The sequence below is a fragment of the Streptomyces sp. NPDC090032 genome, from assembly GCF_044748025.1.
Lineage (GTDB): Bacteria > Actinomycetota > Actinomycetes > Streptomycetales > Streptomycetaceae > Streptomyces.
In genome coordinates this window covers 440247-464400 of sequence record NZ_JBIVFF010000002.1, presented here as the reverse complement: position 1 = coordinate 464400, position 24154 = coordinate 440247, and the positions used below count along the sequence as shown (strand labels likewise).

At 69.6% G+C, this 24154-nt stretch carries 24 protein-coding genes; 8 read left to right on the top strand and 16 right to left on the bottom strand.

Annotated elements, in window-relative coordinates:
• Positions 1 to 3 precede the first annotated feature (3 nt).
• From ACIPWY_RS05805 to ACIPWY_RS05785, 5 genes are all read right to left on the bottom strand, one after another.
• Positions 4 to 1467 (bottom strand): FAD-binding oxidoreductase, encoded by a 1464-nt coding sequence (locus ACIPWY_RS05805; RefSeq protein WP_362900559.1) that lies wholly within the window; start codon positions 1465 to 1467, stop codon positions 4 to 6.
• Between the two features lie 70 nt (positions 1468 to 1537).
• Complete coding sequence (locus ACIPWY_RS05800) at positions 1538 to 2314, bottom strand: SDR family oxidoreductase (RefSeq protein WP_362900561.1); 777 nt, start codon at positions 2312 to 2314, stop codon at positions 1538 to 1540.
• A gap of 117 nt (positions 2315 to 2431) precedes the next feature.
• Complete coding sequence (locus ACIPWY_RS05795) at positions 2432 to 3733, bottom strand: nitrate/nitrite transporter (RefSeq protein ID WP_401532330.1); 1302 nt, start codon at positions 3731 to 3733, stop codon at positions 2432 to 2434.
• Positions 3734 to 3962: 229 nt separating this feature from the next.
• The gene (locus ACIPWY_RS05790) at positions 3963 to 4529 is read right to left on the bottom strand and encodes a glycerol-3-phosphate responsive antiterminator (protein ID WP_362900565.1); all 567 of its coding nucleotides are present in this window, start codon (positions 4527 to 4529) and stop codon (positions 3963 to 3965) included.
• Positions 4530 to 4708: 179 nt separating this feature from the next.
• Complete coding sequence (locus ACIPWY_RS05785) at positions 4709 to 5476, bottom strand: NPP1 family protein (RefSeq protein WP_393698673.1); 768 nt, start codon at positions 5474 to 5476, stop codon at positions 4709 to 4711.
• Positions 5477 to 5795: 319 nt separating this feature from the next.
• Between ACIPWY_RS05785 and ACIPWY_RS05780 the strand changes: the two genes are divergently transcribed.
• Both ACIPWY_RS05780 and ACIPWY_RS05775 read left to right on the top strand, forming a co-directional pair.
• Positions 5796 to 6941 carry a S1 family peptidase gene (locus tag ACIPWY_RS05780; RefSeq protein ID WP_393698671.1) on the top strand — a complete coding sequence of 382 codons (1146 nt, stop codon included), beginning with the start codon at positions 5796 to 5798 and terminating at the stop codon, positions 6939 to 6941.
• Positions 6942 to 7199: 258 nt separating this feature from the next.
• A complete protein-coding gene (locus tag ACIPWY_RS05775) occupies positions 7200 to 7985 on the top strand; it encodes an SAM-dependent methyltransferase (protein WP_362900571.1) in 786 nt (261 codons plus the stop codon).
• Here ACIPWY_RS05775 and ACIPWY_RS05770 read toward each other — a convergent pair.
• Positions 7958 to 9451 (bottom strand): FAD-dependent oxidoreductase, encoded by a 1494-nt coding sequence (locus ACIPWY_RS05770; RefSeq protein ID WP_401532329.1) that lies wholly within the window; start codon positions 9449 to 9451, stop codon positions 7958 to 7960. The two genes, ACIPWY_RS05775 and ACIPWY_RS05770, sit on opposite strands and share 28 nt — an antisense overlap.
• A gap of 38 nt (positions 9452 to 9489) precedes the next feature.
• Here ACIPWY_RS05770 and ACIPWY_RS05765 point away from each other — a divergent pair, with 38 nt between their 5' ends.
• Positions 9490 to 10140, top strand: a complete 651-nt coding sequence (locus ACIPWY_RS05765) for a TetR/AcrR family transcriptional regulator C-terminal domain-containing protein (protein WP_362900575.1) — start codon at positions 9490 to 9492, stop codon at positions 10138 to 10140.
• A 21-nt stretch (positions 10141 to 10161) separates the two neighbouring features.
• Here the strand turns inward: ACIPWY_RS05765 and ACIPWY_RS05760 are convergent, their stop codons facing one another.
• From ACIPWY_RS05760 to ACIPWY_RS05750, 3 genes are all read right to left on the bottom strand, one after another.
• Positions 10162 to 10434 carry a hypothetical protein gene (locus ACIPWY_RS05760; protein WP_393698667.1) on the bottom strand — a complete coding sequence of 91 codons (273 nt, stop codon included), beginning with the start codon at positions 10432 to 10434 and terminating at the stop codon, positions 10162 to 10164.
• Between the two features lie 370 nt (positions 10435 to 10804).
• The gene (locus tag ACIPWY_RS05755) at positions 10805 to 11500 is read right to left on the bottom strand and encodes a L,D-transpeptidase family protein (RefSeq protein ID WP_362900578.1); all 696 of its coding nucleotides are present in this window, start codon (positions 11498 to 11500) and stop codon (positions 10805 to 10807) included.
• Positions 11501 to 11623: 123 nt separating this feature from the next.
• On the bottom strand, positions 11624 to 12538 hold the full coding sequence (locus ACIPWY_RS05750) for a helix-turn-helix transcriptional regulator (protein WP_401532328.1): 915 nt from the start codon (positions 12536 to 12538) through the stop codon (positions 11624 to 11626).
• A gap of 197 nt (positions 12539 to 12735) precedes the next feature.
• Between ACIPWY_RS05750 and ACIPWY_RS05745 the strand changes: the two genes are divergently transcribed.
• Positions 12736 to 13701: an alpha/beta hydrolase gene (locus tag ACIPWY_RS05745; RefSeq protein WP_401532327.1), complete on the top strand. Its 966-nt coding sequence runs from the start codon at positions 12736 to 12738 to the stop codon at positions 13699 to 13701.
• Positions 13702 to 13751: 50 nt separating this feature from the next.
• Here the strand turns inward: ACIPWY_RS05745 and ACIPWY_RS05740 are convergent, their stop codons facing one another.
• The 6 genes from ACIPWY_RS05740 to moaA form a co-directional block, all read right to left on the bottom strand.
• Positions 13752 to 14210: an SRPBCC family protein gene (locus tag ACIPWY_RS05740; RefSeq protein ID WP_401532326.1), complete on the bottom strand. Its 459-nt coding sequence runs from the start codon at positions 14208 to 14210 to the stop codon at positions 13752 to 13754.
• A 116-nt stretch (positions 14211 to 14326) separates the two neighbouring features.
• Complete coding sequence (locus tag ACIPWY_RS05735) at positions 14327 to 14773, bottom strand: molybdenum cofactor biosynthesis protein MoaE (protein ID WP_401532325.1); 447 nt, start codon at positions 14771 to 14773, stop codon at positions 14327 to 14329.
• A 77-nt stretch (positions 14774 to 14850) separates the two neighbouring features.
• Entirely contained in the window at positions 14851 to 15144 is a 294-nt protein-coding gene (locus ACIPWY_RS05730) for a MoaD/ThiS family protein (RefSeq protein WP_401532324.1), read from the bottom strand.
• On the bottom strand, positions 15141 to 16331 hold the full coding sequence (locus ACIPWY_RS05725) for a molybdopterin molybdotransferase MoeA (RefSeq protein ID WP_401532422.1): 1191 nt from the start codon (positions 16329 to 16331) through the stop codon (positions 15141 to 15143). The genes ACIPWY_RS05730 and ACIPWY_RS05725 overlap by 4 nt, the downstream gene beginning before the upstream one ends.
• A gap of 62 nt (positions 16332 to 16393) precedes the next feature.
• Complete coding sequence (locus tag ACIPWY_RS05720; protein ID WP_401532323.1) at positions 16394 to 16519, bottom strand: hypothetical protein; 126 nt, start codon at positions 16517 to 16519, stop codon at positions 16394 to 16396.
• Positions 16520 to 16594: 75 nt separating this feature from the next.
• The gene (gene moaA, locus ACIPWY_RS05715) at positions 16595 to 17614 is read right to left on the bottom strand and encodes a GTP 3',8-cyclase MoaA (RefSeq protein WP_393698657.1); all 1020 of its coding nucleotides are present in this window, start codon (positions 17612 to 17614) and stop codon (positions 16595 to 16597) included.
• Positions 17615 to 18070: 456 nt separating this feature from the next.
• Between moaA and ACIPWY_RS05710 the strand changes: the two genes are divergently transcribed.
• The 4 genes from ACIPWY_RS05710 (at position 18071) to ACIPWY_RS05695 (ending at position 23639) form a co-directional block, all read left to right on the top strand.
• Positions 18071 to 20365 (top strand): FdhF/YdeP family oxidoreductase, encoded by a 2295-nt coding sequence (locus ACIPWY_RS05710; protein ID WP_401532322.1) that lies wholly within the window; start codon positions 18071 to 18073, stop codon positions 20363 to 20365.
• A 142-nt stretch (positions 20366 to 20507) separates the two neighbouring features.
• Positions 20508 to 21713, top strand: coding sequence for an MFS transporter (locus ACIPWY_RS05705; protein ID WP_401532321.1), 1206 nt, complete (start codon positions 20508 to 20510; stop codon positions 21711 to 21713).
• An 82-nt stretch (positions 21714 to 21795) separates the two neighbouring features.
• On the top strand, positions 21796 to 22632 hold the full coding sequence (gene fdhD, locus ACIPWY_RS05700) for a formate dehydrogenase accessory sulfurtransferase FdhD (RefSeq protein ID WP_362900598.1): 837 nt from the start codon (positions 21796 to 21798) through the stop codon (positions 22630 to 22632).
• A 77-nt stretch (positions 22633 to 22709) separates the two neighbouring features.
• Positions 22710 to 23639 (top strand): LysR family transcriptional regulator, encoded by a 930-nt coding sequence (locus tag ACIPWY_RS05695; protein WP_393698649.1) that lies wholly within the window; start codon positions 22710 to 22712, stop codon positions 23637 to 23639.
• A gap of 10 nt (positions 23640 to 23649) precedes the next feature.
• Here ACIPWY_RS05695 and ACIPWY_RS05690 read toward each other — a convergent pair whose 3' ends face one another.
• Positions 23650 to 24111 carry a GreA/GreB family elongation factor gene (locus ACIPWY_RS05690; protein ID WP_362900602.1) on the bottom strand — a complete coding sequence of 154 codons (462 nt, stop codon included), beginning with the start codon at positions 24109 to 24111 and terminating at the stop codon, positions 23650 to 23652.
• Positions 24112 to 24154: the final 43 nt, after the last annotated feature.

The following is a 24154-nucleotide window of genomic DNA, read 5'->3' as shown; positions in this document are numbered from 1 at the left end:
GGATCAGGCGTCGAGCGGGAAGATCGTTCCCTTGTTCATGATCCCGTTCGGGTCGAACGCCTCCTTGAGCTTGACCAGCATGTGGTACGCGCTGCCGTGCTCCTGCTTCGTCCATGCGGTGCGGTACTTGCCGACGCCGTGGTGGTGGACCATCGAGCCGCCGACGCGCAGCGCCTCCTCGACGATGATCGCGTTGAGCGGCACGTGGTACTTGTTGATCTCCTCCTCCGGCTCACAGTTGATCTTGTAGTCGTAGACGAAGTAGAGGTTCGTACCCGTCTGGTAGCTGTGCGAGGAGTGGGCGCCGAGCAGCGTGAGGTCGTCGGCGTGCGGGTACTCGGTGCGGATGCGGTTCATGACGGCGCCGTACAGCTCGGTGACCTTCGACCAGTCGCAGGAGACCTCGGTGGTGTAGCCGAGCTCGGCCTTGGCACGCATGACCTCCTTCTCCGCCTCGATCTTGTCCGGGCCCCAATTGAGGTTGTCGAACCAGGCCTCGATGAGCTTCGGGTCGACCTTCTCGTGCTCGTGCTGCCCGGCGACGCGCTCGATCTCGTCGCTGGTGGCACGCACGATGCCCTTGGGGCCCTCGGCGACGAAGACGACGACGCACTTGCCCTTCGAGAAGTGCGAGAAGTGCTGGCCGGCGTCCTCGGGCGAGTAGACACGTACCACGGACGGCTTGAAGCCGCCGACGACGACCTCGCGGATGATGGCGGTGCCCGTCGCCATGTCGTCGACGAGGTAGCCGTGGAACTCGTTGTTCTCCGGCTGGTACTTGAAGATCTTCACCGTGACCTCGGTGATGTAGCACAGGGCGCCCTCGTTGCCGATGACGATGTGCCGGATGTCCGGGCCGGTCGCGCGCCGCGGGACGTTCTTGATGCGGCTGACGGTGCCGTCGGGGAAGACCGCCTCCAGGCCGACGACCATGTCCTCGATCGCGCCGTACAGCGTGGAGAACTGGCCGATCGAGCGCGTCGAGACGAGCCCGCCCATCTGCGCGAGCGGCTTGGACTGCGGGGAGTGCCCGGTCGTGTAGCCCTTGGCGCGCAGCGTGTCCTCAAGGACCTGGAGCTGGACGCCGCACCCGGCGGTGACCTGCATGTTCTCTTCGTCGATCTTGATGATCTCGTCGAGGCCCGAGCCGTCGAGGACGATTGTGTCGGTGACGGCCGTCTCCAGGCCGCCCTCGGTGCCGGTGCGGCCGGTGCGGGCCACGATGTTGATGCGGTTCTCGTCGGCGAACGCGAGCACCTTCGACACGTCGTCCACGCTGGTGGCGTTGACGATCGCGGCGGGCGGCGGGGCGTCGTAGATGCCGTGCACCGCCTGGTACTTCTTGAAGCGGTCGACGCTCGCCTCGCGCAGCTGCTGCTCGTCGGTGACGACCGCGCCCGCGCCGACCAGGGAGGTGAGGCGGTCGACGATCTCTTCTCGGTTCAGCTTCGATGCGGACTGCACCATGTGGATCAACCTTCTTTGTACGTGGGTGTGTACGTGTGGGGGCGAGGGAGAAGTGGGTGTCGGGTCGGGGTCAGCGGACGAGATAGCCGCCGTCGACGGTCAGGACATGGCCGTTGACGTAGTCGGCGGCGCGGCTGGCGAGGAAGACGGTGGCGCCCATGAGGTCGGCGACATCGCCCCAGCGGCCGGCCGGGATGTGGTCGAGGACGCGCTGGTTGGTCTCGTGGTTGGCGCGCGTGGCTTCGGTGATCTTGGTGGCGAAGTAGCCCGGGGCGATCGCGTTGACCTGGATGTTGTGCTGGGCGAGCTCGTCGCAGTACGCCTTGGTGAAGCCGGCGATGCCGTGCTTGGTGGCGGCGTACGCGGGGGACATCTGGCCGCCCAGGAAGGAGAACAGCGAGGCGATGTTGATGATCTTCCCGGAGCGCTGCGGGATCATGAACTTCGTTGCCTCGTGGGCGAGTTCGAAGGGGGCGGTGAGGTTCACGGCCAGCATCGGGTCCCACGCGGCGCGGTCGAACTCCTCGACGGAGGCGAGATTGCAGATGCCCGCCGAGTTCACCAGGATGTCGACCGACCCGAGGGTGTCCACGCAAGTCTCGACGACCTGCCGGGGCACGCCGGCCCCCGTGATGTCGGCCTCGAGGAACTCCATGCGCCGGCCCTCGGCCTCGATCAGCTTGCGCGTCTCGCCACCGTCGTCGGCGAGCGCCGGGACGAGGACGTTGGCGCCCGCCTTGGCGAGGGCGAGGGAGAACGCCTGACCGAGGCCGGTGTTGCCCCCGGTGACGATCGCGTTCTTCCCGTCGAGGGAGAAGAAGTCCCGGGAGAAGTCCGTGATGTCCATGTGATGCCTGCCGATCTTCTTACTCTTCGTGACGCTTTACTAATCTTTGCGATGCTTGCAAGTCTTTGTATGGATACGTTCTACGCGCTCGGGGCGGCGAGTCGAAGGACCCGGCGATCACACCCCTGCCGGGACGGGGTCGCTGACGGGGGCCGTGTGCCGGGCGGCCAGTTCACGCCGGCGGGTGCGGGCGGTGAGCGTCGTCATCACCAGGCCGAGCAGTGCGGCCACGAGCAGGAAGACGAACAGCGCGCTGTAGCCGCCCCCTTGTTCGGGCACCTTCGGGCTTGCCGACGAGTCGCCGATCCACCAGGCGCACAGGGACGGCAGGAACGCGTCCGGCAGATACGCGAGCCCGGATGCCAGCCCGATGACTCCCCCGCGCTCCTGCTCCGGTACCTCCACCTCGCCGACCGTGGACCAGTAGACGCCGCGCGAGGCGAAGACCAGTGCGCACAGGACGAACATCATCACCAGCGCGAGCCAGGCGAGCGAGGCGGTGCGCGGCAGTACGAGGAAGAGGGCGGCGAGCACGGCGCTGCCGGCGAACATCCAGCGCAGGAACAACGCGCTGGAGCGGGTCACCTTGTCCACGACGACGCCGCCCGCGGGCCCGGCCACGAACTGGAAGACGTAGGACCGCACGACCCCGATGACGGCGATCATGGAGGCGGAGACGCCGTAGTTGTCCTGGAGCAGCGGCGAGAAGTAGCCGAGCGTCGTGTAGAAGCAGTACATCAGCATGGCGGTGCCGCCGATGAGCCAGGTGTACCGGTTGCAGGCCGCGGCGAGCAGCTGCTTGAGGGTGACGGTCGCCGAGTCGAGCCCGGCGAGCCTCGTCTTGTCCTCGCGGACGACGAACCACACGATCGCGGCGAAGACGAAGCTCAGCACGCCGTAGATCCGGATCAGCGTGAGGACTCCGTGCGCGGGCACGACGGAGGCGGCGACGATCGCTGTCCCGATGAAGCCGATGGCCGTCGAGACGATGCCGCGGGTGCCTTCGAGGAAGCCGAAGAGCCGGCCCTGCTCGCCGGAGTCGCCGAGCATGCTGATCGACTTCACCAGCGCGGACCAGTACAGACCCATGCCGACGACGGCCATCGCGATGTGCGCCGCCACCACTCCCCAGAAGCCTGGAACGGTGGCGAGGTAGATATCGGCGATTCCCATTCCGACGAGCGAAATGACGATGAGAAGTTTCGGCGAGAACTTGTCGGAGAACCAGCCGCCGAAGAAATACATGACGATGGCCACGGCCCCGAATGCCGAGATGATGTTCCCGTACTGCTGCGAGCTGAGATTCAGCGCCGTATAGGTAGGTTCGAGGTACACGAACCTGATGTAGGCGACCTGGAAAATGATTCCGCCGGTCATGGAGAGCGCGAAGAAGCTCAGCCACTTCTGGGCCTTGTTCATCCGGATCACCGCAGCCACCTCGTCGTGGACAGGAAATGGGCACAAAAAAAGAACAGCAAACTCCGATGTTCGGAGGTTACTGTTCTCTGGTCTCTAGTAACTGTCCCGGCGCGAGGCCGGAACCCTTATTCGATTATCGCGCCCGTGTCCAGGACATGAACTCCGGGTGCGTTCGCCATGTTAGGCAGGGCCGATCGGCAGTGTCAATGGAGTCCGGCGTCACATTCCCTTACATGGCCCAGACCTCACGATTCGACGAGGCGATGGCCGCGGCTCCCGCCTTCAGCGCGGCGAAAACGTCTTCGCGGTCACACACGAGCCCGCCCGCGATGAGGGGCACTTCGATGTCCTGGACGGCCCAGGAGATGACCCGCGGCATGCAGCCCGGCAGGATCTCCACACAGTCCGCCTTGGACTGGCGAACCTGCGGCGCGAGGTTGCGGTACGACTTCGAGTCGATGAGGAAGAACCGGTGCACGGCGAACAGGCCGACCTCGCGGGCGGCGCGCACCATGTGCGCCTTGGAGCTGAGCACCCCGTCGGCGGAGGTGTGCTCCTTCACGTACTGCACCACGATGTCCTTGCCGCTGAACCCTTCGAGCAGGTCCACGTTGACCAGGACGACCTTGCCGCTGTCCTTGAGCTGCCGCACGATCGCCGGGAGGTTCAGCAGCGACCCGTACAGCAGGAAGACGACCTTGCACTCCGAGTCCAGGACGGCGCGCAGCCCGTCGTCGTCGATGACGCTGGCGATGACCGGGTGGTCCTCCAGGAGGACCGGAAGTGATACGTCCACGAAAGACCTCCCAGGGGGTCGGCGGCCAATCTCCGCCGATCAGCGCCGCAGCGCAGGGTAACTTCCCGGCGCCGGGACCCGCCACCTCCCTCTGGACGGACCGGTGGGCACCGCGCCCCCCGGTGGCCGGGCGCCGGTGCCCATGTTCGGGCCGAGGCAGCCGACCGGTCCGTCCCCGCTCAGGCGTTGGGGTCGAAAGGTATGCCGGCCGGCTCGGCCTTCTCGAGGTGGTAGTTGAAGTTGCCGTCCTTGAGGCCGAAGACCGCGCTGCCGAAGTCGGCCTGGCTGAGCTTCTCGCGCAGGCCCTCGGGGTAACCGTTCCAGCCGACGAGGCTCGGGAACTGCCAGGTGTGGCGGTGGTTCTCCGGCGGCTCGTCGTTGGCGGTCGCGGGGCGGAAGCAGTGCGTGCCCAGGCCGTCCTTGTGGTAGACGGCCTTGGGGTGGGTGCCGTCCCAAAGGATCTGGTCACGGCTGTAGACGTTGAAGTTGCCGTGGGCCGAGGTGGAGACGTACTTGGCCTCGTTGTCCTGCACCCACACCACGACGTGTTCCCAGTCGTTGCGGTGTCCGCCGAGTCCGCTGCCCGCGACGGCCTGGTCCTTCTCGAAGTAGAGGCCATAGATGATGGCGCACCAGCCGTTGTTGCACTTGGAGCGGGCGTATCCGTTGGTGCTGTCGAGGTCCCAGGAGTCGTGGCACTGGCCGTTGACGGCCCCGGACGGGTTGAGGCCGGGGTTGATGGTGCCGTCGGGGCCGATGGCGGGCGTCGGGTAGCAGCCGTCACCGTCGTAGTCATAGGCCGGTTGGAACGTCTGCTCGAGGCCGTCCGCGTTGGCGGGCAGTGCCGGGGGCGGGTCCGCGAGCGCGATGCCGGGGAAAACGATGACCAGCGCGACAGCGCTGCCGAGGGTGAATGCCGCTCTGCGGATCCGCGGGCTCTTCTTCACTGCGTCCTCCTGGGGAACCGTGGGGGGGTGGGACACGCGCGATCGAATATGGCATGCCCTCGTCATCATCGGGGTCCCAGTTGCCCAACGAACCCCGGCAATATGGCGCAGTGATGAAGAGTCAGTGCCGTCGTCAACAGGCAGTCAGGGGCTTGGCGTTGACCGGGCCGGCCGTCTCCCGCAGGCCGCAGTAATGCATTGGTATTGGCATGGACCTGCCCATGATCCTTCGATACGCTCCCAGCGGGCATTTCCTGGGAGCGCTCCCAGGCTTTGCTGTTCCACCCCCACGAAGCTGGAACAACGAAGGGCCAACCCCATGAGACGCACGAAACCCCTGCGCATCGCCCTGTCCGCATTACTCGTCGCCGGAGTGTCGGCCGGGTTCATGCCGGCCTCGGCCGGTGCCGCCACCCCCGCGGACGAGAAGGCACCGGCCTCCGGCGCCATGCTCGCCGCGATGCAGAGCGACTTCGGCCTCACCAAGAGCCAGGCCGAGGCGCGGCTGAAAGCGGAGAAGAAGGCCACGGCCGTCGAAGGAAAGGCACGGCGGGCCGCCGGATCGTCCTACGGCGGCGCGTGGTTCACACCCGAGAGCGGCCGGCTGACCGTGGCCGTCACCGACCGGAACAAGGCCGCGGCCGTACGGTCGACGGGCGCCGAGGCCAAGCTGGTGAAGTACACCGCCAAGCAGCTCGACGCGACGAAGGAACGCATCGACGCACTCAAGGCCCCCAAGGGCGTGGCAAGTTGGCACGTCGATCCGAAGTCCAACCGGATCGTGATCGAGACCCTGGCCGGACGGCAGGGCGACAACGATGTCAGGCACTTCCTCGCGCAGGCCCGTGAGGCAGGTCCTGTCACCGTCGGGAAGACGGCCCACGCGCCCCGCACCCTCGCCGCCGGCACGGTCGGAGGGGACCCCTACTACACGGGCAACGTGCGCTGCTCGATCGGCTTCTCGGTGATCGGCGGATTCGTCACGGCCGGCCACTGCAGCGGCGCCGGCGCCGCGGTGAACGGCTGGGACGGTTCGTACATCGGCAACTTCCAGGGGTCGTCGTTCCCGGACAACGACTACGCCTGGGTCAACGTCGGCAGCGGCTGGTGGACCGTCCCCGTGGTCCTCGGCTGGGGCACCGTCCCCGACCAGCTGGTGCGCGGCTCGGCCGAGGCCCCGATCGGCGCGTCCATCTGCCGCTCGGGCTCCACCTCGCACTGGCACTGCGGCAATGTGCTGGCCAAGAACGAGACCGTGAACTACAGCCAGGGCGCGGTGCACGAGATGACCAAGACGAGCGTGTGCGCCGAACCGGGCGACTCGGGCGGCTCGTTCATCAGCGGCGACCAGGCCCAGGGAGTCACCTCGGGCGGCTGGGGCGACTGCTCCGGCGGCGGCGAGACCTGGTACCAGCCGATCAACGAGATCCTGAACAGGTACGGCCTGACACTGAACACGGCCTGACCGACTCGCTGAGAGGAGACGGGCTCGGTACGGCGTGGAAGGCGCCGCCCGCCGTACGGAGTCCCGCCTCCTCCCCCGGTCGCCATTCTTCAACTCGCCGTCACCAGAGGTGAGATGACCTGCGGCGGAGTTACCCTGACAACTCTGCGCCACGGCGTGGCCAGTGACATAATCGCGAGGTCCTTCACGGCCTGACCCAGGGGGCGCGCAGCGGTCCCGGCAAGTCGGTCAGCGATCTAGTACACGCTGGAGTCACGCATGACGGCACAGTCCTCCGGAACCCGCATCGACACGAGCAGGGCCCATCCGGCGCGTGTCTACGACTGGCTGCTGGGCGGCAAGGACAACTATCCGGTCGATCAGGAAGTCGCGGAGAAGCTGCCGCCGGAGTCGCGCCTCAGCGCCGTGCGCAACCGGGCGTTCATGCACCGCGCGGCGGCCTGGCTGGCCGGCAACGGCATCGACCAGTTCCTCGACATCGGCACGGGCATCCCGACCAAGCCGAACCTGCACCAGATCGTGCAGTCGATCGTGCCGTCGGCGCGGGTCGCGTACGCCGACAACGACCCCATCGTGCTGCGGCACGCTCAGGCCCTGCTGGTCAGCACCCCCGAGGGCGCGACCGACTACATCGAGGCGGACGTCCGGCAGCCCCAGGTCATCCTCGACCACGCGCGTACGTTCCTGGACTTCACCCGGCCCATCGCGCTGTCCATGGTCGCCCTGATGCACTTCATCACCGACGAAGAGGACCCCTACGGCCTGGCGCGGTCCGTCATCGACGCACTGCCCTCGGGCAGTTACTTCGTGCTCTCCCACGGCACCACCGATGAGCACCCGCACCTCGCGAAGACGGTGAAGAACACGTACCGGCAGGGCGAGATCCCGTTGCGGATGCGTACGCGGGCCGAGGTCGAGCCGTTCTTCGAGGGTCTGGAGCTGGTGGATCCGGGGCTGGTGACGTCGACGCGGTGGTACAAGGACTCGCCCGCGCCCGAGCCGGAGCTCAGCGGCTTCTACGTCGGGGTCGCTCGCGTGCCCTGAAGACCCATCCGGCGCGCGTACTGCGCGAGGCCGTCGGCTGTGTCGCCCACCCACCCCACGTATCCGTCGGGCCGGACGAGGTACACGCCCGTGCCGTACGCCTCGCAGGCCGGGATACGGACGGTGGGGACGCCGAGCGCGGGGAGTCCGGTGTCCGTGCCGACCGTGAGCAGCGTCCAGTGGGGGCCGCGGAAGGCGTCGAAGAGGCGGATGCCGTCCACCGTTCCGTCCGGCGCCCGGTCCCCCGCCCGCACCGGGCCCGCGGTCGTGCGGGTGTCCACCGCGAGTGACGATTCGCGGTAGCCCAGGCCGAGTTGGCGGGTCACCTCGCCGCGGCGGATCTCGCCGCGGTGCACGCCCGTCGAGATGCCTAGCATGTGCGCGGCGACCGGGCGGCGCTCCTCCTCGTACGTCTCGACGAGGGAGTCCGGGGCGCCGTCGCGCAGCACCGCGCCCAGCTTCCACCCCAGGTTGTACGCGTCCTGGACGCTGGTGTTCAGCCCCTGGCCCCCGGCCGGCGAGTGGACGTGTGCGGCGTCCCCGGCCAGGAGGACGCGCCCCGCGCGGAAGCGGTCGGCGAGCGCGGCCCGCGGCCGGAAGTCCGACGCCCAGCGCACCTCGGTCACGTCCTCGGGCGCCAGGTGGGAGCGCGCGGCGACCACCTTGCGGATGTCGTCGAGAGAGAGGCCGGGCACGGCTGCCTCGGGGAACTGCGCGGAGACCTGGAAGTCCTCGGTGCCGGCGAGCGGGCAGATCGCGAGGAAACCGTCGCTTCCCTCGCGGGCCGGGAAGACATGCCAGTTGTCGCGGTCGAGGCCGCTGATGCGCACGTCCGCCACGAGCATCGGACGCGGGTCGACGGTCTCGCCGGTCATGGCGATGCCCAGCGCGCGGCGCACGGTCGAGCGTCCGCCGTCGGCCGCGACGGCGTACCGGGCGCGGACCGCACCTCCGGCGGCGAAGTGCGCGGTCACCGTGTCCGCGTCCTGTTCCACCGCCACCAGCTCACGGCCGAACTCCACCCGGCCGCCGAGCCCCATGAGCCGCTCGAACAGGATCTGCTGCGTGCGCCACTGCGGCACCATCCACGGCTCGGCGTACGGGGAGTCGTCGCTCGCCTCCGCCGGGTCGAACATCCTGTACTCGCCGACCCGGACGCCGTCCTGCCAGATCATCCCGACGGGATAGGGGCCGCCCGCGGCGTGGATCGCGTCCAGCACGCCGAGATCGTGGAAGACCTCCCGCGTGCGCGGCTGGATCCCCTTGCCTCGCGATCCGGGGAAGAGCGCGTCCGCCCGCTCGACGACCAGGGCGTCGACGCCGCGCCGGGCCAGGTCGACAGCCAGGGCGAGGCCGGTCGGCCCGGCGCCGACGACGATGACCTCGGTCTGTGTGATCGCGTCTGTGTGCGTGATCGCGTCTGTACGTGTGTCCATGGCCAGCTCCTTAACGCCGTTAAGGCCCATGCTTCGCAGCATGCGCTTAACGGCGTTAAACTGTCAAGGTGGCTACCCGGAGATCCCCCAAGCTGGACAAGACGCAGGTCGTCGACACCGCGCTGCGCCTGCTCAACGACGTCGGCCTCGACGGCCTCACGCTCCGCGCCATCGCCAAGGAGCTGAACGTTCAGGCGCCCGCGCTCTACTGGCACTTCAAGAACAAGCAGGAGCTGCTGGACGAGATGGCGACGGAGATGTACCGCCGCATGACCGCCGACGACCCGCTCACGCCCGACGCCACCTGGCGCGAGTGCCTGCTGACGGCGAACCGCGGACTGCGCTCCGCGCTCCTGAGCCACCGCGACGGCGCCAAGGTCTTCAGTGGCTCACGCTTCACCGGCACGCTGCACGCGGTCGAGATGGAGAGGACGCTGCGGCTGTTCGCCGACGCCGGATTCACGCTCGCCCAGGCGGTGCGCGCCACCACGACCGCGTACATGTACACGCTCGGCTTCGTCACCGAGGAGCAGGGCGTCCAGCCCCTGCCGGGCGAGCGCCGCGAGGGGTACGACATCGACGAACGCGCCCGCCGGATGGCCGACTTCCCGCTGTCGGCCGCGGCGGGCGCGGAGATCTTCGAGGACTACGAGCAGCACTTCGAGGACGGTCTCGCCCTGGTGATCGCGGGGATCGAAGCGCGCTACGGGACGGGCTGAGCCACTGCTGCCGGGGACGGCTCAGCAGCGCGTCGACGCACCCGACTGGTTGGCGAGGTTGTCGTTGGACATCCAGCCCGACGTGTTCGTTCCCGCCACCCGGACGTAGGTCCAGTTGCGGCCGTGCGCGTTGACGACCGAGCGGTGGTACCAGAGCTTCGAGCCGTTCTCGGCCAGGGCGACGGAGGAGCACGTCTGGGAGGGCCCGGTCACGATGTGGTGGCTGCCGGACATGTAGCCGTACGTGCCCGGGTTCGGGTCGCGGTGGGTCCAGCCGCCGCAACTCTTCGACACCGAGCTCGGCTTGGACGTGAGAGGGGCCGGCGGCTGCGAGGCCGTGGCGCCGCCGTCGCTGCTCGGCCGCGCCGAAGATCGGACAGATCGGATGCGGACGCGTCGGTGAAGGCTCTGAGGATCTTGACGGCGACCTCTCTGTTGAGCAGTTCGTCCACCGCCCGGGCGATCACCCCCATGCCGCCGCGCCCGATCATCGAGATGACGCGGTAACGCCCCCCGAGTACCTTGCCGATCAGCTCGCCACGGTTCGTTTCCCCCGACGCCACCGCACGCGCTCCGCTCTATGACTGTCCGTCAATTCCCCTACCTGGAACGCATAACAGTAGGGGAATAAGGACAGCGGGGAACCCGCGGCCGCCCGTCGGGATCAGGTGCCCGGCTTGCGCCCGTAGACGTAGACGTCGTCGCCAGTCTTCAGCAGGGACCAGAACTTCTTCGCGGTGGTGCTGGTCATGTTGACGCAGCCGTGCGAGCCGGGCGGGTTCCACATGCTCACGCCGACCGAGTGGAAGGCCTGGCCGCCGTCGAAGAACTGGCTGTAGGGCATGGGCACGTTGTAGATGCTCGACACGTGGTCGATGTGCCGCCAGTAGATCTTCTTCAGGCCGGTGCGGGTCTCGTAGCCGTTACGGCCCGTGCGGACGGGCACCGGCCCGTAGACGAGCTTCTTGCCGTCCTGGATCCAGCTGAGCTGCAGCGTCAGGTTCACACAGGCGATGCGCCCCTTGTTGACGGGGCATTTACCGTCCTTGTTGGGGTTGCTGCCGACGGCCTTCTGCTTGTTCATGAGGTCCATGACGCCCCACGTGACAGGCCCCGCGTAGCCGATGTTCGGGGTGATCCCGTGCTTGTTCTGAAAGGCCTGGACGGCCTTGCAGTCGGCGGCGGACTGCTTTCCGTCGACCGGTCGGCCGAGGAACCGCTCCACCTGCTTCTGATAGGGACCGGTCGAGGTCGTGCAGCTCGCCGCCTGCGCGGGCGCGGCGCCCAGCGCGAGTGTCAGCGGTGCGACAAGTCCGGTGATCCCCAGTGCGACGGCTCCCCGTCTGCGTGTGTCCCCCATGGTCGGCCTTTCCTCGCAGGGCGCTCGATGCGTTCGAAGCGTTCTCTGCCAGGTAGACCGGCCACGGGTCGCTCAGGTTGCGGGGGTGCTCGGGCTGGTACCTGATGGTGACCATTCCGATGCCTATGCCGGTCCTGCGCCAGTTCTGCGCTGGTGAGGAGTATGTGGGTCGCGGGCGGTCGCGGGCGTGGCGGACCACTGGAGCAGGAAGCGCAGCGCCTCGTGCGACGGGGAGTCGGGTGGGGCGGTGTAGGCGACGAGGAACTGCTCGGGGTGGGTGTCCACGGTGAACTGCTGGACATCGAGAGTGAGGCTCCCCGCCACCGGGTGGACGTAGGTCTTGGTGAGCCGGCGCGGCCCGCGTACCTGGTGGCCGGCCCACCAGGTACGGAAGTCGGGGTCGCGGACGCTGAGCTCGCCGACCAGGGCGGCCAGCGCCGGGTCGTGAGGGGTGCGGCCCGTCTCCATGCGCAGGACGGCGACGCACTCGCGGGCGGCGCGGGGCCAATCCGCGTACAGGGCACGGAAGTCCGCGTCGAGGAAGGTCAGCCGGATCAGGTTGCGCTCGGCCGGTGCGAGGGCACCGAAGTCGGTGAGCAGCGCGGCGGCCGCGGGGTTCCACGCCAGCACGTCCATGCCGCGGTGCAGCACCATGGCGGGCACGTTGTCCATGGTGTCGAGGAGTTGCCGCAGCTCCGGTGCGACCTCCGGGCGGCCGGGCCGGCGCGCCGGTGCGGCGGGGGCCACGTCGGCGAGCGTGAAGAGGTAGGCACGCTCGTCCGGAGCGAGTTGAAGCGCGTCGGCGAGGGCGTCGAGGACGGGACGGGACACTCGTCGGGTGCGCCCCTGTTCAAGACGGACGACGTAGTCGATGCTCACGTGCGCGAGCTGGGCGAGCTCCTCCCGGCGCAGTCCCGGCACGCGGCGCAGGCGGCCGTCGTCCGGGAAGCCCGCCCGCTGCGGGTCGAGGACGGCGCGGCGGGAGCGCAGGAAGTCGCCCAGCTCATTGTCGCCGGCCGGAGTGTTCGCGGATGCCATCTCTCCAGTGTCCTCGCAGCCTCGGCCGCGTGCCTGGTACTGGCGCGCATAGGCAGAGCCCTCCCTGGCACCCCGGGAGCGGCGGGCCGATGGTGGTGACGTGGCCGAGGGAAGCCGGGGAAACCGGTGCCCACCGGGCCCGCCGCCCCATTCCCCCGAGGCCCCTCCCCCTCGACGTACGACTGGAGTGAACCACCATGCGCACCGACGTCACCTTCCCCAGCGACGGCCTGACGCTCGCCGGCCACCTCTACACCCCGGACGGCGTGGACGGCGCCCCCGGACCGGCGGTCGTCGTCGGCCACCCCGGCAGCGGCGTCAAGGAACAGACCGCGGGGCTGTACGCGCGGCGCCTCGCCGGCCAGGGCTTCATCACCCTCGCCTTCGACGCCGCCTACCAGGGCGAGAGTGCGGGCGAGCCGCGCGGCCTGGAGGACCCGGGCCACCGCGTCGAGGACCTCAAGGCGGCTGTCTCGTTCCTGACCACCCGGAACGAGGTCGACCCGGAGCGCATCGGGGTGCTGGGTGTCTGTGCCTCCGGCGGCTACGCGATCACGGCCGCCGCGAGCGACCAACGCATCAAGGCCGTCGGCACCGTCAGTGCCGTCGACATCTCCCGCCAGTTCCGGCTCGGCGCGGACGGCAGCCAGGACCCCGCCGTCTTCCAGGGCATGCTCGACGCGGCCGCGCAGGCCCGCACCGCCGAGGCGCACGGCGAGGGGGTCCAGCGCTTCGACCTCTTCCCGGCCACCGAGGAGGAGGCCCGCCGGGCAGGACCGCACGTGTTCGAGGGCTGGGACTACTACTGCACTCCGCGTGCGCGGCATCCGCGGTCCGCCAAGGCGCTGACCTGGAGCAGCGTCGACCGCATCGCGGCCTTCGACGCCTTCGCCCGCGTCGACCTGATTGCCCCGCGCCCCTTGATGATGGTCGTCGGGCGGGAGGCGGTGACCTCCTGGATGAGCGTGCACGCGTTCCAGAACGCGCGCGGCCCGAAGGAACTCGTCTGGATCGACGGCGCGGTGCACGTCGACCTGTACGACAAGGACGAGTACATGACGCCCGCGGTGGCCCGGCTGACGGACTTCTTCCACAGCCACCTGACGCCCGCCGACCACCTGACGCCCGCGCACGAGGACGACAGGCTCGCGCCGGCGGTCTGACTCGCGTGGGGTGGGCGCATGACGGCTGGTGTGGGCCCGCATCAATGGTGTCAGCTGGGAGCGATGGCCGCCTCGGCCGCCGCCTTGATCCGGGCCCCGAAGTCGTCGGCGTCCTTGCGGGCGGCGGAGAGCGCCAGGCCGACGAGGAGCTTGCCCACCCCGTGGCCTTCCAGCACGTTGAAAATGCGGACCTGGGTCCTGCCGTCGGGCAGCCCCTCCAGGTCGTAGCCGCCCTCACGGGCCATCACGCTGTTCTTCGACACCTCGGCCCACCGGATCTTCACGGGGGCGTCGAGGGCGGTGATGCGGAACTCCCTCGCGGACCTCATCCCGGCGTCCTTGACGGTGCTCCGGAAGACGGTGCCCACGTTGGTCGGGGTGTCGGGTACCCGCTCGATCTTCAGCACCCGCGGACTGAACTGCGGATCGTTGCGACCGTCGGCGAGGTACTCGAAGACCTCGTCGACGGGCCGTGCGACCACGAACGTCGCTTCGAACTGTCCTGACATGGGCACTCCCGCCTTGTCGTAGCACCGCGACCCTATGTGACGGCCCGGCGTCCCGCGCGGCGGGACGGGTCGGGGCAGGCGCCGACCGCACACTCACAGTGACCGGCGGAAGAGCGTCAGCACACGCCGACCCACTCCTCGTCGCCGTCCGAGAAGAACTGGTGCTTCCAGATCGGCACCTCGTGCTTGAGGTCCTCGACCAGGCGGGCGCAGGCGGCGAAGGCCTCCGCGCGGTGCGGACAGGAGACCGCCGCTATCACCGCGATGTCGCCGATCTCCAGACGGCCCGTCCTGTGGACGGCTGCGAGGGCGCTGACCGGGAAGTCGGCGGCGACCTTCTCGGCCACCCGGCGCAACTCTCCCCCGGCGCCGGGGTGGGCGCTGTACTCGAGGGCCTCCACCGGCCTGCCCCCGTCGTGGTTGCGCACGGTACCGACGAAGACAGCGGTACCTCCGGCGGTGTCATCGCCCACCGCCTCGCACACCTCGTCCAGGGAGAGCGGGGTGTCGCGCAGTGCGAGCAGCTGGACGGGAGGGCCGGAGAAGGCCGGACTGTGCGGCATGGTTCGATCCTGAGGTCATGGGTGCGGTGTGCGCGGGATGTATGAACTCCCGCCTGCACGTGATGGGTTGGGGTGGGTCAGCCGCCCGCGAACGGAGGCAGCACCTCGACCGTTCCCCCTTGGGCGAGGAGGACCGAAGCGTGGTCGCGCCCGCCAACCGGGCGGCCGTCCACGAGGAACGAGCAGTACCCGAGCACCCGTGCCAACCGCGGACGGTCGTCGTGCCGGGACCGTGCGTGCTCCAGCGCCTCCGCGAGCGTCGTCGCGCGATAGGGCTCCTCCACCGTGCCGGCCGCGGCCTTGGCCGCCGCCCAGTAGCGGATGGTGCCGGCGGGCGTCTCCGCATCGGTGCCCTCTGTCGTCGCGGTCACTGTCCCGGCACCTCCCACACCTTTGCGCTGCCTCCGGCAGGCACACCCCCGGGCGGGACGACCGCGAGACCGCCGGCGCATGCCAGCCCGCGCAGCATCGCCGGGCCGTCGAACGGGAGCGGCGCCACCTCGTGGTCCGCGCGCCGCACCGGCAGCAACCGGGTGTCGCGCGGGTGCCCCGGCAACGCTGCTGTGGCGCGCATCAGCCGCGGTTCCGGGTCCCCCTGCCCGACGAGGCGGCGCAGCAGCGGCGCGGCCAGTGTCAGCGTGCCGGCGACGGCGGCAAGTGGGTTGCCGGGCAGGCCGACCAGCCATCGTGCCCGGCCGTCGGCGGTGGGCGGCAGTTCGGCGAGCAGCATCGGGTGTCCGGGCCGTACGGCGACGGAGTCGACCAGCAGGTGGGCGCCCACCTCTTCGAGGGTGGCGTGCAGGAAGTCCACCGGTCCCGCGGCGGTGCTGCCGGTGGTGACGACGACATCGGCAACAGAGTCGCGTACGGCTTCCCGAAGCGCTCCCGGGTCGTCCGCGACCCGGCGGCGGCTGATCACGTCGGCGCCGTAGCTCCGCAGCCACGGCGGCAGCATGGGGCCGAGCGCGTCGCGGACCCGCCCGTGCCGGGGCAGGCCGGACTCCTGCAACTCGTCGCCGAGGACCAGGAGTTCGACGGTCGGACGGCGGTGCACGGCGAGCCGGTCGTACCCGGCCGCCGCCGCGAGGCCCAGCACGGCCGGGGTCACCGTGCCACCGGCCGGCATCAGCTCTTCACCCGCACGGCACTCCTGGCCACGCGGCCGGATGTCGCGGCCCGCAGCCACCGATCCGGGCCCGGTGGAGCACTCGCGCAGCGTGCCGCCCTCGGCATCGAACTCCCCATGTTCCCTGCGTAGTACGGCTGTTGCGCCCGTCGGCAGCCGCGCGCCGGTGGCGATGGGAACGGCGGTGCCGTAGCCGCTGAGCGGTGCCGCCCGGTCGCCGGCGAGGACGGCGGCGCCGCCCAGCAGCCACGGTCCCGGTCCGGCCACGGCCCAGCCGTCCATCGCGGACGTGTCGAACGGCGGCAGATCGGTGAGCGCCGTCAGTGGTTCGGCGAGAGCGTGGCCGAGCGTGTCCGCCAGGGGTCGGGTGACGACCGGCAGCGGCCGGCCGACGCAGTCCCTTGCTATCTGCCGGGCCTGTTCCCACGCCATGTGGGTGTCTGCCGCCACGGCCGCCCTCCCCGAGCCGTGCGGGGTGTGCGTGACTGTCGCTGTCATGCGGTGCCCGCGCTGTTCCCGGGCCCGGCCGCCCAGCGTTCGGCCGACGCCGTCGGCTTGCAGTTCGCGGCGTCAAGTTCGACGTCGAGTTCGGACTTGACGTCCTCGATCCATTTACACATCCAGCTCACCTCTCTTGTCTGCCTCTTGTTCGTTCTTGCCTCTTGCCGCCTCGGAGGCTCTCGGGGCTGGGCCCGTCAGCCGCCGATGGCCGACATCGGGCGTTCCGGGCGGCGGAACTCCGGGCTGTTGATCGCGTGGCCGGGCCCCTTCCCGCCGACCGAGGTCCGCCACGCCGCCTCCACCGTCGCGTCGTCGGCGCCACCTCGCAGCAGCGCCCGCAGGTCGGATTCCTCGGTGGCGAAGAGGCAGTTGCGCAACTGCCCGTCCGCCGTCAGCCGCACGCGGTCGCACGTTCCGCAGAACGGACGGGTGACACTGGCGATGACACCCACCAGAGCCTCCGCACCGGCGATCCGCCACTCCTCGGCGGGCGCGTTGTCCTGCCGGCCGACCGGCACGAGTTCGAAGCGCTCGCCGAGCCGGTCCAGGACCTCCGCGGCGGTGACCATCCGGTCCCGGTCCCAGGCACCCTGCGCATCGAGCGGCATCGATTCGATGAACCGCATCTGGTAGCCGTGCTCCGCCGCGAACGCGGTCAGGTCGACGATCTCGTCGTCGTTGACACCTCGCACCGGCACCGCGTTGATCTTCACCGGGTTCAGGCCTGCGTCACGGGCGGCCGAGAGTCCGGCCAGTACGTCCTTGATCCGGTCGCGCCGGGTGATCTGCGCGAACCGGTCCGGGCGGAGTGTGTCCAGACTGACGTTGACCCGGCTGAGCCCGGCCTCGCGCAGGGCCACCGCACTGCGGGCCAGGCCGATGCCGTTGGTGGTGATCGACAGTTCCGGTGCCGGGTCCAGGCCGGACAGGCGGGCCACCAGACCGGGCAGGCCACGGCGCAGCAGCGGCTCACCCCCGGTCAGCCGGACTTCGGTGATCCCGAGGCGCTCGGTGCCGATACGTACGAGGCGTACGACCTCGTCGTCGGTGAGCACTTCGGCTCGGGGCAGCCAGTCCAGCCCCTCGGCCGGCATGCAGTACGTGCACCGCAGGTTGCAGCGGTCGGTCAGCGAGACCCGCAGGTCCGTGTGGACCCGGCCGAAGCGGTCCACGAGGGGCGAGGGCGACGGAACGCCAGGAAGATGATCAAGCATGGTTGCGCCCTCCCGAGAAATACCAGAAGTCGGGGCCAGTTCGTCAAATATCAGAAGCCGGGGCTCGTGAAATAGCAAGAGCCTTGGCTGATTCCTTTTCTTCACCCCACCTTTACGCACTCGTCGATCATCATCGGAAGGTTTCTCCCTGAAGTCAAAGAGGGGTTCCCGATGGCATGATCGGTCGGGACTATCGAGCCTCAGACCTCAGGCAGGACAAGGGCAGGAGCCTTGATAAGCGGTACCTATCAGGTGATCGGAAATGCCTCTTTGACGCGCCCCACGGATTGCAGGAAGCTTCTCTCGCGGTACTGCGGCGCTGACGCGTAAACGTAACGGGCGCGCATATGTAAACCGCGTGTAAGTGATCCGCGTAAAAGTGAACACGGAGAACAGGCCGCCGTTTCCCGGGGACCCGTCCGCCCAGGTGCATGGAAGAAAGAGGCAGACCAGATCATGAGCAGCAGCATCGAGGACCCGATCGACGACCTGACCGTCACGCCCCCCAAGACCTGGGCGACGGGCCTCCCCGCCGTGACGCACGCGCTGGAGTATTCCCTCAGCCAGACGTCGCCGCGCCGCACCATGCTGACGCTGCTGAACATCAACCAGGCCAAGGGCATCGACTGCCCCGGCTGTGCCTGGCCGGAGCCCGCGCCGGGCAAGCGGCACATGAACGAGTACTGCGAGAACGGCGCCAAGCACATCAACGACGAGGCCACCTCGCGGCGCGTCACCCGTGACTTCTTCCGTGAGCACTCGATCGCCGAACTGGACGCCAAGTCGGACTACTGGCTCAACCAGCAGGGCCGGCTGACGGAGCCGATGGTCAAACGCCCCGGCGCGACCCACTACGAACCGATCGGCTGGGACGAGGCGTTCGGCATCCTCGCCAAGGAACTCAAGCAGCTCACCTCCCCCGACGAGGCCCTGTTCTACGTCTCGGGCCGCCTCAACAACGAGGCCGCGTTCCTCCTCCAGCTCTTCGCCCGCGCCTACGGCACCAACAACCTGCCGGACTGCTCCAACATGTGCCACGAGTCCAGCGGCTCCGCGATGTCGGAGACCCTCGGCATCGGCAAGGGCACGGTCTCGCTCGACGACCTGGAGAACTCCGACCTGGTCTTCGTCGTGGGCCAGAACCCGGGCACCAACCACCCGCGCATGCTGTCCTCCCTTGAGGAGACCAAGCGCAACGGCGGCAAGATCGTCGCCGTCAACACCCTCCCCGAGGCCGGCCTCCTGCGCTTCAAGCACCCGCAGCGCCCGCGCGGCATCATCGGCAAGGGCACGCAGATCGCCGACCAGTTCCTGCACATCCGGGCCGGCGGCGACCTCGCCCTGTTCCAGGCCCTGAACCTGCTGCTCCTGGAGGCCGAGGACGCCAACCCGGGCACGGTGATCGACCACGCCTTCATCGAGAAGAACACCATCGGCTACGAGGCCTTCGAGAAGCACGCGCGCCAGGTCACCTGGGAGCACATCCACGACGCGACCGGCCTGTCCCGCGAGGAGATCGACGAGGTCTTCGAGCGCGTCCTGAACGCCAAGTCGGTCATCGTGTGCTGGGCGATGGGCCTCACTCAGCACAAGCACGGTGTCCCCTCGATCCGCGAAGTCATCAACTTCCTCATGCTGCGCGGCAACATAGGCAAGCCCGGCGCGGGCGCGTGCCCGGTACGCGGCCACAGCAACGTGCAGGGCGACCGCACGATGGGCGTGTGGGAGCGGATGCCACAGAAGTTCCTGGACTCCCTGGGCAAGGAGTTCGGCTTCACGCCGCCCAGCCACCACGGCCTGGACGCCGTCGACGGCATCCGTGCCATGTACGAGAAGCGCGCCAGGTTCTTCCTCGGCGTCGCCGGCAACTTCGTGCGGGCCACCCCCGACAGCGAGGTGACCGAGCAGGCGATGCGCAACTGCAGTCTGACGGCCCACGTCTCGACGAAGCTCAACCGTTCCCACACGGTGTGCGGTGAGACCGCGCTGATCCTGCCCACGCTGGGCCGCAGCGACAAGGACTTCCAGGCCTCCGGCGAGCAGTTCATCACCGTCGAGGACTCCATGAGCGACGTGCACGCCTCCCGCGGCAAGCTGCCGCCGGCCTCCCCGCACCTGCTCAGCGAGGTCGCCATCATCAGCCGCATGGCCCTCGCGACGATCGGCGACAGGTACGGCATCCCGTGGCAGGGCTTCGAGGACGACTACGGCACGGTCCGCGACCGGATCTCCCGCGTCATCCCGGGCTTCGAGGACTTCAACGAGCGTGTCTCCGCGCCGGGTGGGTTCAACCTGCCCAACCCGGCCAACCGCGGCGTCTTCAACACCCCCAGCGGCAAGGCCGTGTTCACGCAGAACGAGTTCACGATGCCGCACGTGCCGAAGGGCCACCTGCTGCTCCAGACGCTGCGCTCGCACGACCAGTGGAACACCATCTGGTACGCGCCCAACGACCGTTACCGCGGCATCCACAACGCCCGTCGTGTCGTGATGGTGAACCCCGCCGACCTCAAACTGCTCGGCATCGAGGACGGCGACATGGTCGACCTGGTCAGCGTCTGGCACGACGAACGGGAGCGCCGCGCCGAGAACTTCAAGGTCGTCGCCTACCCGGCCAGCCCCGGCTCCGCCGCGGCCTACTACCCCGAGACGAACGTCCTGGTCCCGCTGGACAGCGTCGCCGACATCAGCAACTGCCCCACCTCCAAGGGAGTCGTGGTGCGTCTGGAGCCCGTCAGCAATTCTGGCTGACCAACTTCCGGCACTCCCCGGGAATTCGGGAGGGAGTGCCGGAACCCTCCTCGGAGCGCTCGCCACGACGGCGAGCCGAAGCGCCCGCTCGCCGCGCCGGCGGGCCGAAGCGCAGTGTCCAGTCAGAAAGGTACGTGCCTGCATGCCCGCATCTCGCGCCGCCCGCGGTTGGTTTCCGGCGGCGGCCGCGGTGTTCGCCGCCGGGTGGGGCGCGAACCAGTTCACTCCGCTCGCGGTGGTGTACCGGACCCAGGAGCACTGGCCTCCCGTCCCGGTCGCCGCGATGTTCACCACCTATCTGCTGGGTCTGCTCCCCGGCCTGCTGCTCGGCGGCCCGGCCGCGGACAGGTTCGGCCGATGCCTCACGGTCCGGCCCGCCCTGGCCCTGTCCGCCGCCGCGAGCGCCCTGCTGGCGGCGGCGCCGGTGAGCCCTGTCGCCGTCTACCTGAGCCGGCCGGCCACCGGATTCGCGGCAGGTGTCGTCCTGACCGCGGGCACCAAATGGCTTCGGGAACTGTCGGCCGGGGCCGGACGCCCGGACGCCGGTGACCGGCGCGCGACGTACGCCAGCGGTGGCGGCTTCGCGGCCGGTGCGGTGACGGCGGGCGCGCTCGCCGAGTGGCTGCCGCAGCCGATGGTGCTGCCCGGCCTCGCCCACTGTCTGCTGGTCCTGCTGGTCCTGGGCGCGACCAGGCGCGTACCGGAGACGGCGCCTACGCCCGGTGCCGCCCCGGTGACGTCCCGGGTCATGGTCCTGCACCGGGCGGTCGTCAGGAACCGGCGCTTCCTGTGGGTCGTGCTTCCCGCGAGCCCGGCGGTGTTCGGCGCCGCGACCGTGGCGTACGTCGTGCTGCCGCCGCTGGTGGCCAACCGGGTTCCCGGTTACGCGCCGCTCTTCAGCGGTCTCGTGACGGCGCTGACGCTCACCGTGGGCATCGTCGTCCAGCCCCTGGCCGTATGGCTGGACCATGCGCACAGCGCGCGGGCCACCCTGGCCGCCATGGTCACGGTGATCGGCGGACTCACGGTGGGTGCCCTCGCCGCGCACCGGAACTCCGCCGGTCTGGTGATGGCCGCGGCAGCCCTCCTCGGCGCCGGATACGGCCTCACCCTGGCGGCGGGGCTGCTGGAGATCGAACGGCTCGTGCCACCGAAAGCCCACCCCTCTACGGCGGTCCTCTACCAGGGCGCCACCTACAGCGGCTTCCTCACACCGCTGCTGCTCGCCCTCACCGCTGGTGCGGGCACCGGCACCGCCGTCTACCCGGAACTCCTGGCGGGCATGGCGGCCGTGGGCCTGCTGTGCCTGGCGGTCACGGCGAGGTACAGCCGCCTGAGTCTTCCCTGATGGCGCGGCCGCACGACGGGGTCCGCCATGCGTCATATCGTCGACAACATCGGAGTGCTGCTCCGAGGAGAGGAGCAACATCATGGGACGCGTGACCGCGCGGCGGCGGGTGCTGCGAGTTCGGGACGGGGTGTCCTCCTACCGGCCGGACACCCTGGCCGTCGAGGAGCCGATGGAGATCAGGGTGGGCGGGCGGGCGCTCACCGTGACCATGCGGACACCGGGCGACGACTTCGATCTCGCGGCCGGCTTCCTGGTGAGCGAGGGCGTGGTGCACGCCGCCGACGATGTGACGGGGATCCGTTACTGCGCGGGCGCCACGGCCGACGGCGGCAACACGTACAACGTGGTGGACGTCGCCCTGGCCCCCGGTGTGGCCGCCCCTGACGCCTCCCTGGAGCGGAACTTCTACACCACGTCCTCGTGCGGGCTGTGCGGCAAGGCCAGCCTGGACGCGGTGCGCACCTCGGCGGCGTGGACCGTCTCCGAGGATCCGCTGCGCGTCGGTCCCGAGCTGGTGACAGCCCTGCCGGACCGGCTGCGGGCGGCCCAGAAGGTCTTCGACAGCACGGGCGGCCTGCACGCGGCGGGCCTGTTCAGCGCCGACGGGGAAATGCTGTGCCTGCGCGAGGACGTCGGCCGGCACAACGCCGTCGACAAGGTGGTCGGCCACGCACTGCGCGAGGGGCTGCTGCCGCTTCGCGAGAGCGTGCTCATGGTGAGCGGCCGGGCCTCCTTCGAGCTGGTGCAGAAGGCGCTGATGGCCGGAATCCCGATGCTGGCCGCCGTCTCCGCCCCGTCCTCGCTCGCCGTGGACCTCGCCGCCGAGAACGGGCTGACCCTGATCGGCTTCCTGCGCGGCTCCTCGATGAACGTCTACACCGGTGCCGAACGGCTGGCACAGGTGCCCGTGGCCTGACGGCCCCGACCGATGATTCGCCCGCCGGCCAGCGAGCCCGATTGGCTTTCCCCCAGGTCGTCGGGTAGACCCATGGCGTGTTGTTTCGCCAGCTCGAATACCTGGTGGCCCTCTCGCGGGAGCGCCACTTCGCCCGCGCCGCCCAGGCCTGTTACGTCTCCCAGCCCGCCCTCTCGGAGGCGATCCGCAAGCTGGAGGAGGAGCTGGACGTGCCACTGGTCCGGCGCGGCCGCAAGTACGAGGGCCTCACGCCCGAAGGCGAACGCATCGTGGTGTGGGCGCAGCGGATCCTCGCCGATCGCGACGCGCTCAAGGACGAGGTCGGTGCGCTGCGCACCGGACTGAGCGGCCGGATGCGGATCGGCTCGGTCCCGACGGCGTCCGGCGCCGTCTCCCTGCTGACGAGCCCGTTCTGCGCACAGCACCCGCTGGTGACCGTGGAGGTGATAGCGGATCTCCAGTCGCGGGACATACTGCGGCAGCTGCAGAATTTCGAGCTCGACGCCGGAATCACCTATCTGCACAAGGAACTTGCGGAGAACTTCCACACCGTCCCGCTGTACGACGAGCGGTACGTGCTCCTGATCACGGCCGCCGATACCCTGGCGCATCGGACGACGGCCACGTGGACGGAGGCGTCGCGGCTGCCGCTGTGCCTGCTGACCGACTCCATGCAGGGGCGCCGGGTGCTGGACGAGGTGTTCGCCGAGGCCGGGTCCCGGCCCTCGCCCCGGGTCGAGACCGACTCGGTGGGCGCGCTGTTCGCCCATGTCAGGACGGGCCGGTGGGCCAGCATCGTGCCGCACGCGTGGCTGCACGTCTTCGGCGTCCCGCACGGCATGCGGGCGGTGCCACTCGTCGAGCCCGCCCGGACGGTGCCGGTCGGGCTCGTGGTCACGGCCCGCGAGCCGGGTTCGGTCATGGCCCGCGCGCTGGTGGAAGTCGCCCGGCACACCGACGTGGCGGCCGCGTTGGAACGTCTCCCGGGGGGTCCCGGGGGCGCGTAGACCCGGCCGGCTACGCCCCCAGCGACACGACCGTGACCGTCGCCCGCCCGGCGGGCGCGTCATAGCTGACGCTGTCACCGGCCCGGGCCCCGAGCAGCGCGCTGCCGAGCGGGCTGTCGGCGGTGACCAGCGTCTGGTCCAGCACCGCCGCCCCCTCACCGATCTGGACGGTCGCCACCGAGCCGTCCGAGTACCGCACCTCGACCGTGCTGCCCACGCCCACCACGTCCGTGCCGGGCCGGCCCGCGTCGGCGGCTGTGCGCAGGCGCACCTTGATCTCGTCGATGCGCGCATCGAGACGGTGGGTCTCGTCGGAGCGGATCAACTCATCGGCCTGGTCGGCGCGGTCGCCCACCTCGGTGGTGTCCTGCAACGTGGCGGCGTCCGCGTCGCGTTCGGCCGTCACGTCGGCGAGTTCCTTCTCGAGCGCGCGGCGCTCGGCGGCGCTCATCGGTTCGGGCTCTCCGCTCATTCCCGCGCTCCCTTCACTTGTCGTGGCCGCACTGCCGTCGTGG

Excerpts from the sequence above, each read along its gene's own strand:
- ACIPWY_RS05775 (WP_362900571.1), top strand. The coding sequence starts at position 7,200 with ATGACGGCACAGTCCTCCGGAACCCGCATCGACACGAGCAGGGCCCAT.
- ACIPWY_RS05745 (WP_401532327.1), top strand. The coding sequence starts at position 12,736 with ATGCGCACCGACGTCACCTTCCCCAGCGACGGCCTGACGCTCGCCGGC.
- fdhD (WP_362900598.1), top strand. The coding sequence starts at position 21,796 with ATGGGACGCGTGACCGCGCGGCGGCGGGTGCTGCGAGTTCGGGACGGG.
- ACIPWY_RS05795 (WP_401532330.1), bottom strand. The coding sequence starts at position 3,733 with ATGAACAAGGCCCAGAAGTGGCTGAGCTTCTTCGCGCTCTCCATGACC.
- ACIPWY_RS05725 (WP_401532422.1), bottom strand. The coding sequence starts at position 16,331 with ATGGCGTGGGAACAGGCCCGGCAGATAGCAAGGGACTGCGTCGGCCGG.
- ACIPWY_RS05710 (WP_401532322.1), top strand. The coding sequence starts at position 18,071 with ATGAGCAGCAGCATCGAGGACCCGATCGACGACCTGACCGTCACGCCC.
- ACIPWY_RS05770 (WP_401532329.1), bottom strand. The coding sequence starts at position 9,451 with ATGGGCCTTAACGGCGTTAAGGAGCTGGCCATGGACACACGTACAGAC.
- ACIPWY_RS05690 (WP_362900602.1), bottom strand. The coding sequence starts at position 24,111 with ATGAGCGGAGAGCCCGAACCGATGAGCGCCGCCGAGCGCCGCGCGCTC.
- ACIPWY_RS05780 (WP_393698671.1), top strand. The coding sequence starts at position 5,796 with ATGAGACGCACGAAACCCCTGCGCATCGCCCTGTCCGCATTACTCGTC.
- ACIPWY_RS05705 (WP_401532321.1), top strand. The coding sequence starts at position 20,508 with ATGCCCGCATCTCGCGCCGCCCGCGGTTGGTTTCCGGCGGCGGCCGCG.
- moaA (WP_393698657.1), bottom strand. The coding sequence starts at position 17,614 with ATGCTTGATCATCTTCCTGGCGTTCCGTCGCCCTCGCCCCTCGTGGAC.
- ACIPWY_RS05740 (WP_401532326.1), bottom strand. The coding sequence starts at position 14,210 with ATGTCAGGACAGTTCGAAGCGACGTTCGTGGTCGCACGGCCCGTCGAC.
- ACIPWY_RS05800 (WP_362900561.1), bottom strand. The coding sequence starts at position 2,314 with ATGGACATCACGGACTTCTCCCGGGACTTCTTCTCCCTCGACGGGAAG.
- ACIPWY_RS05750 (WP_401532328.1), bottom strand. The coding sequence starts at position 12,538 with ATGGCATCCGCGAACACTCCGGCCGGCGACAATGAGCTGGGCGACTTC.
- ACIPWY_RS05735 (WP_401532325.1), bottom strand. The coding sequence starts at position 14,773 with ATGCCGCACAGTCCGGCCTTCTCCGGCCCTCCCGTCCAGCTGCTCGCA.
- ACIPWY_RS05720 (WP_401532323.1), bottom strand. The coding sequence starts at position 16,519 with ATGTGTAAATGGATCGAGGACGTCAAGTCCGAACTCGACGTCGAACTT.
- ACIPWY_RS05755 (WP_362900578.1), bottom strand. The coding sequence starts at position 11,500 with ATGGGGGACACACGCAGACGGGGAGCCGTCGCACTGGGGATCACCGGA.
- ACIPWY_RS05805 (WP_362900559.1), bottom strand. The coding sequence starts at position 1,467 with ATGGTGCAGTCCGCATCGAAGCTGAACCGAGAAGAGATCGTCGACCGC.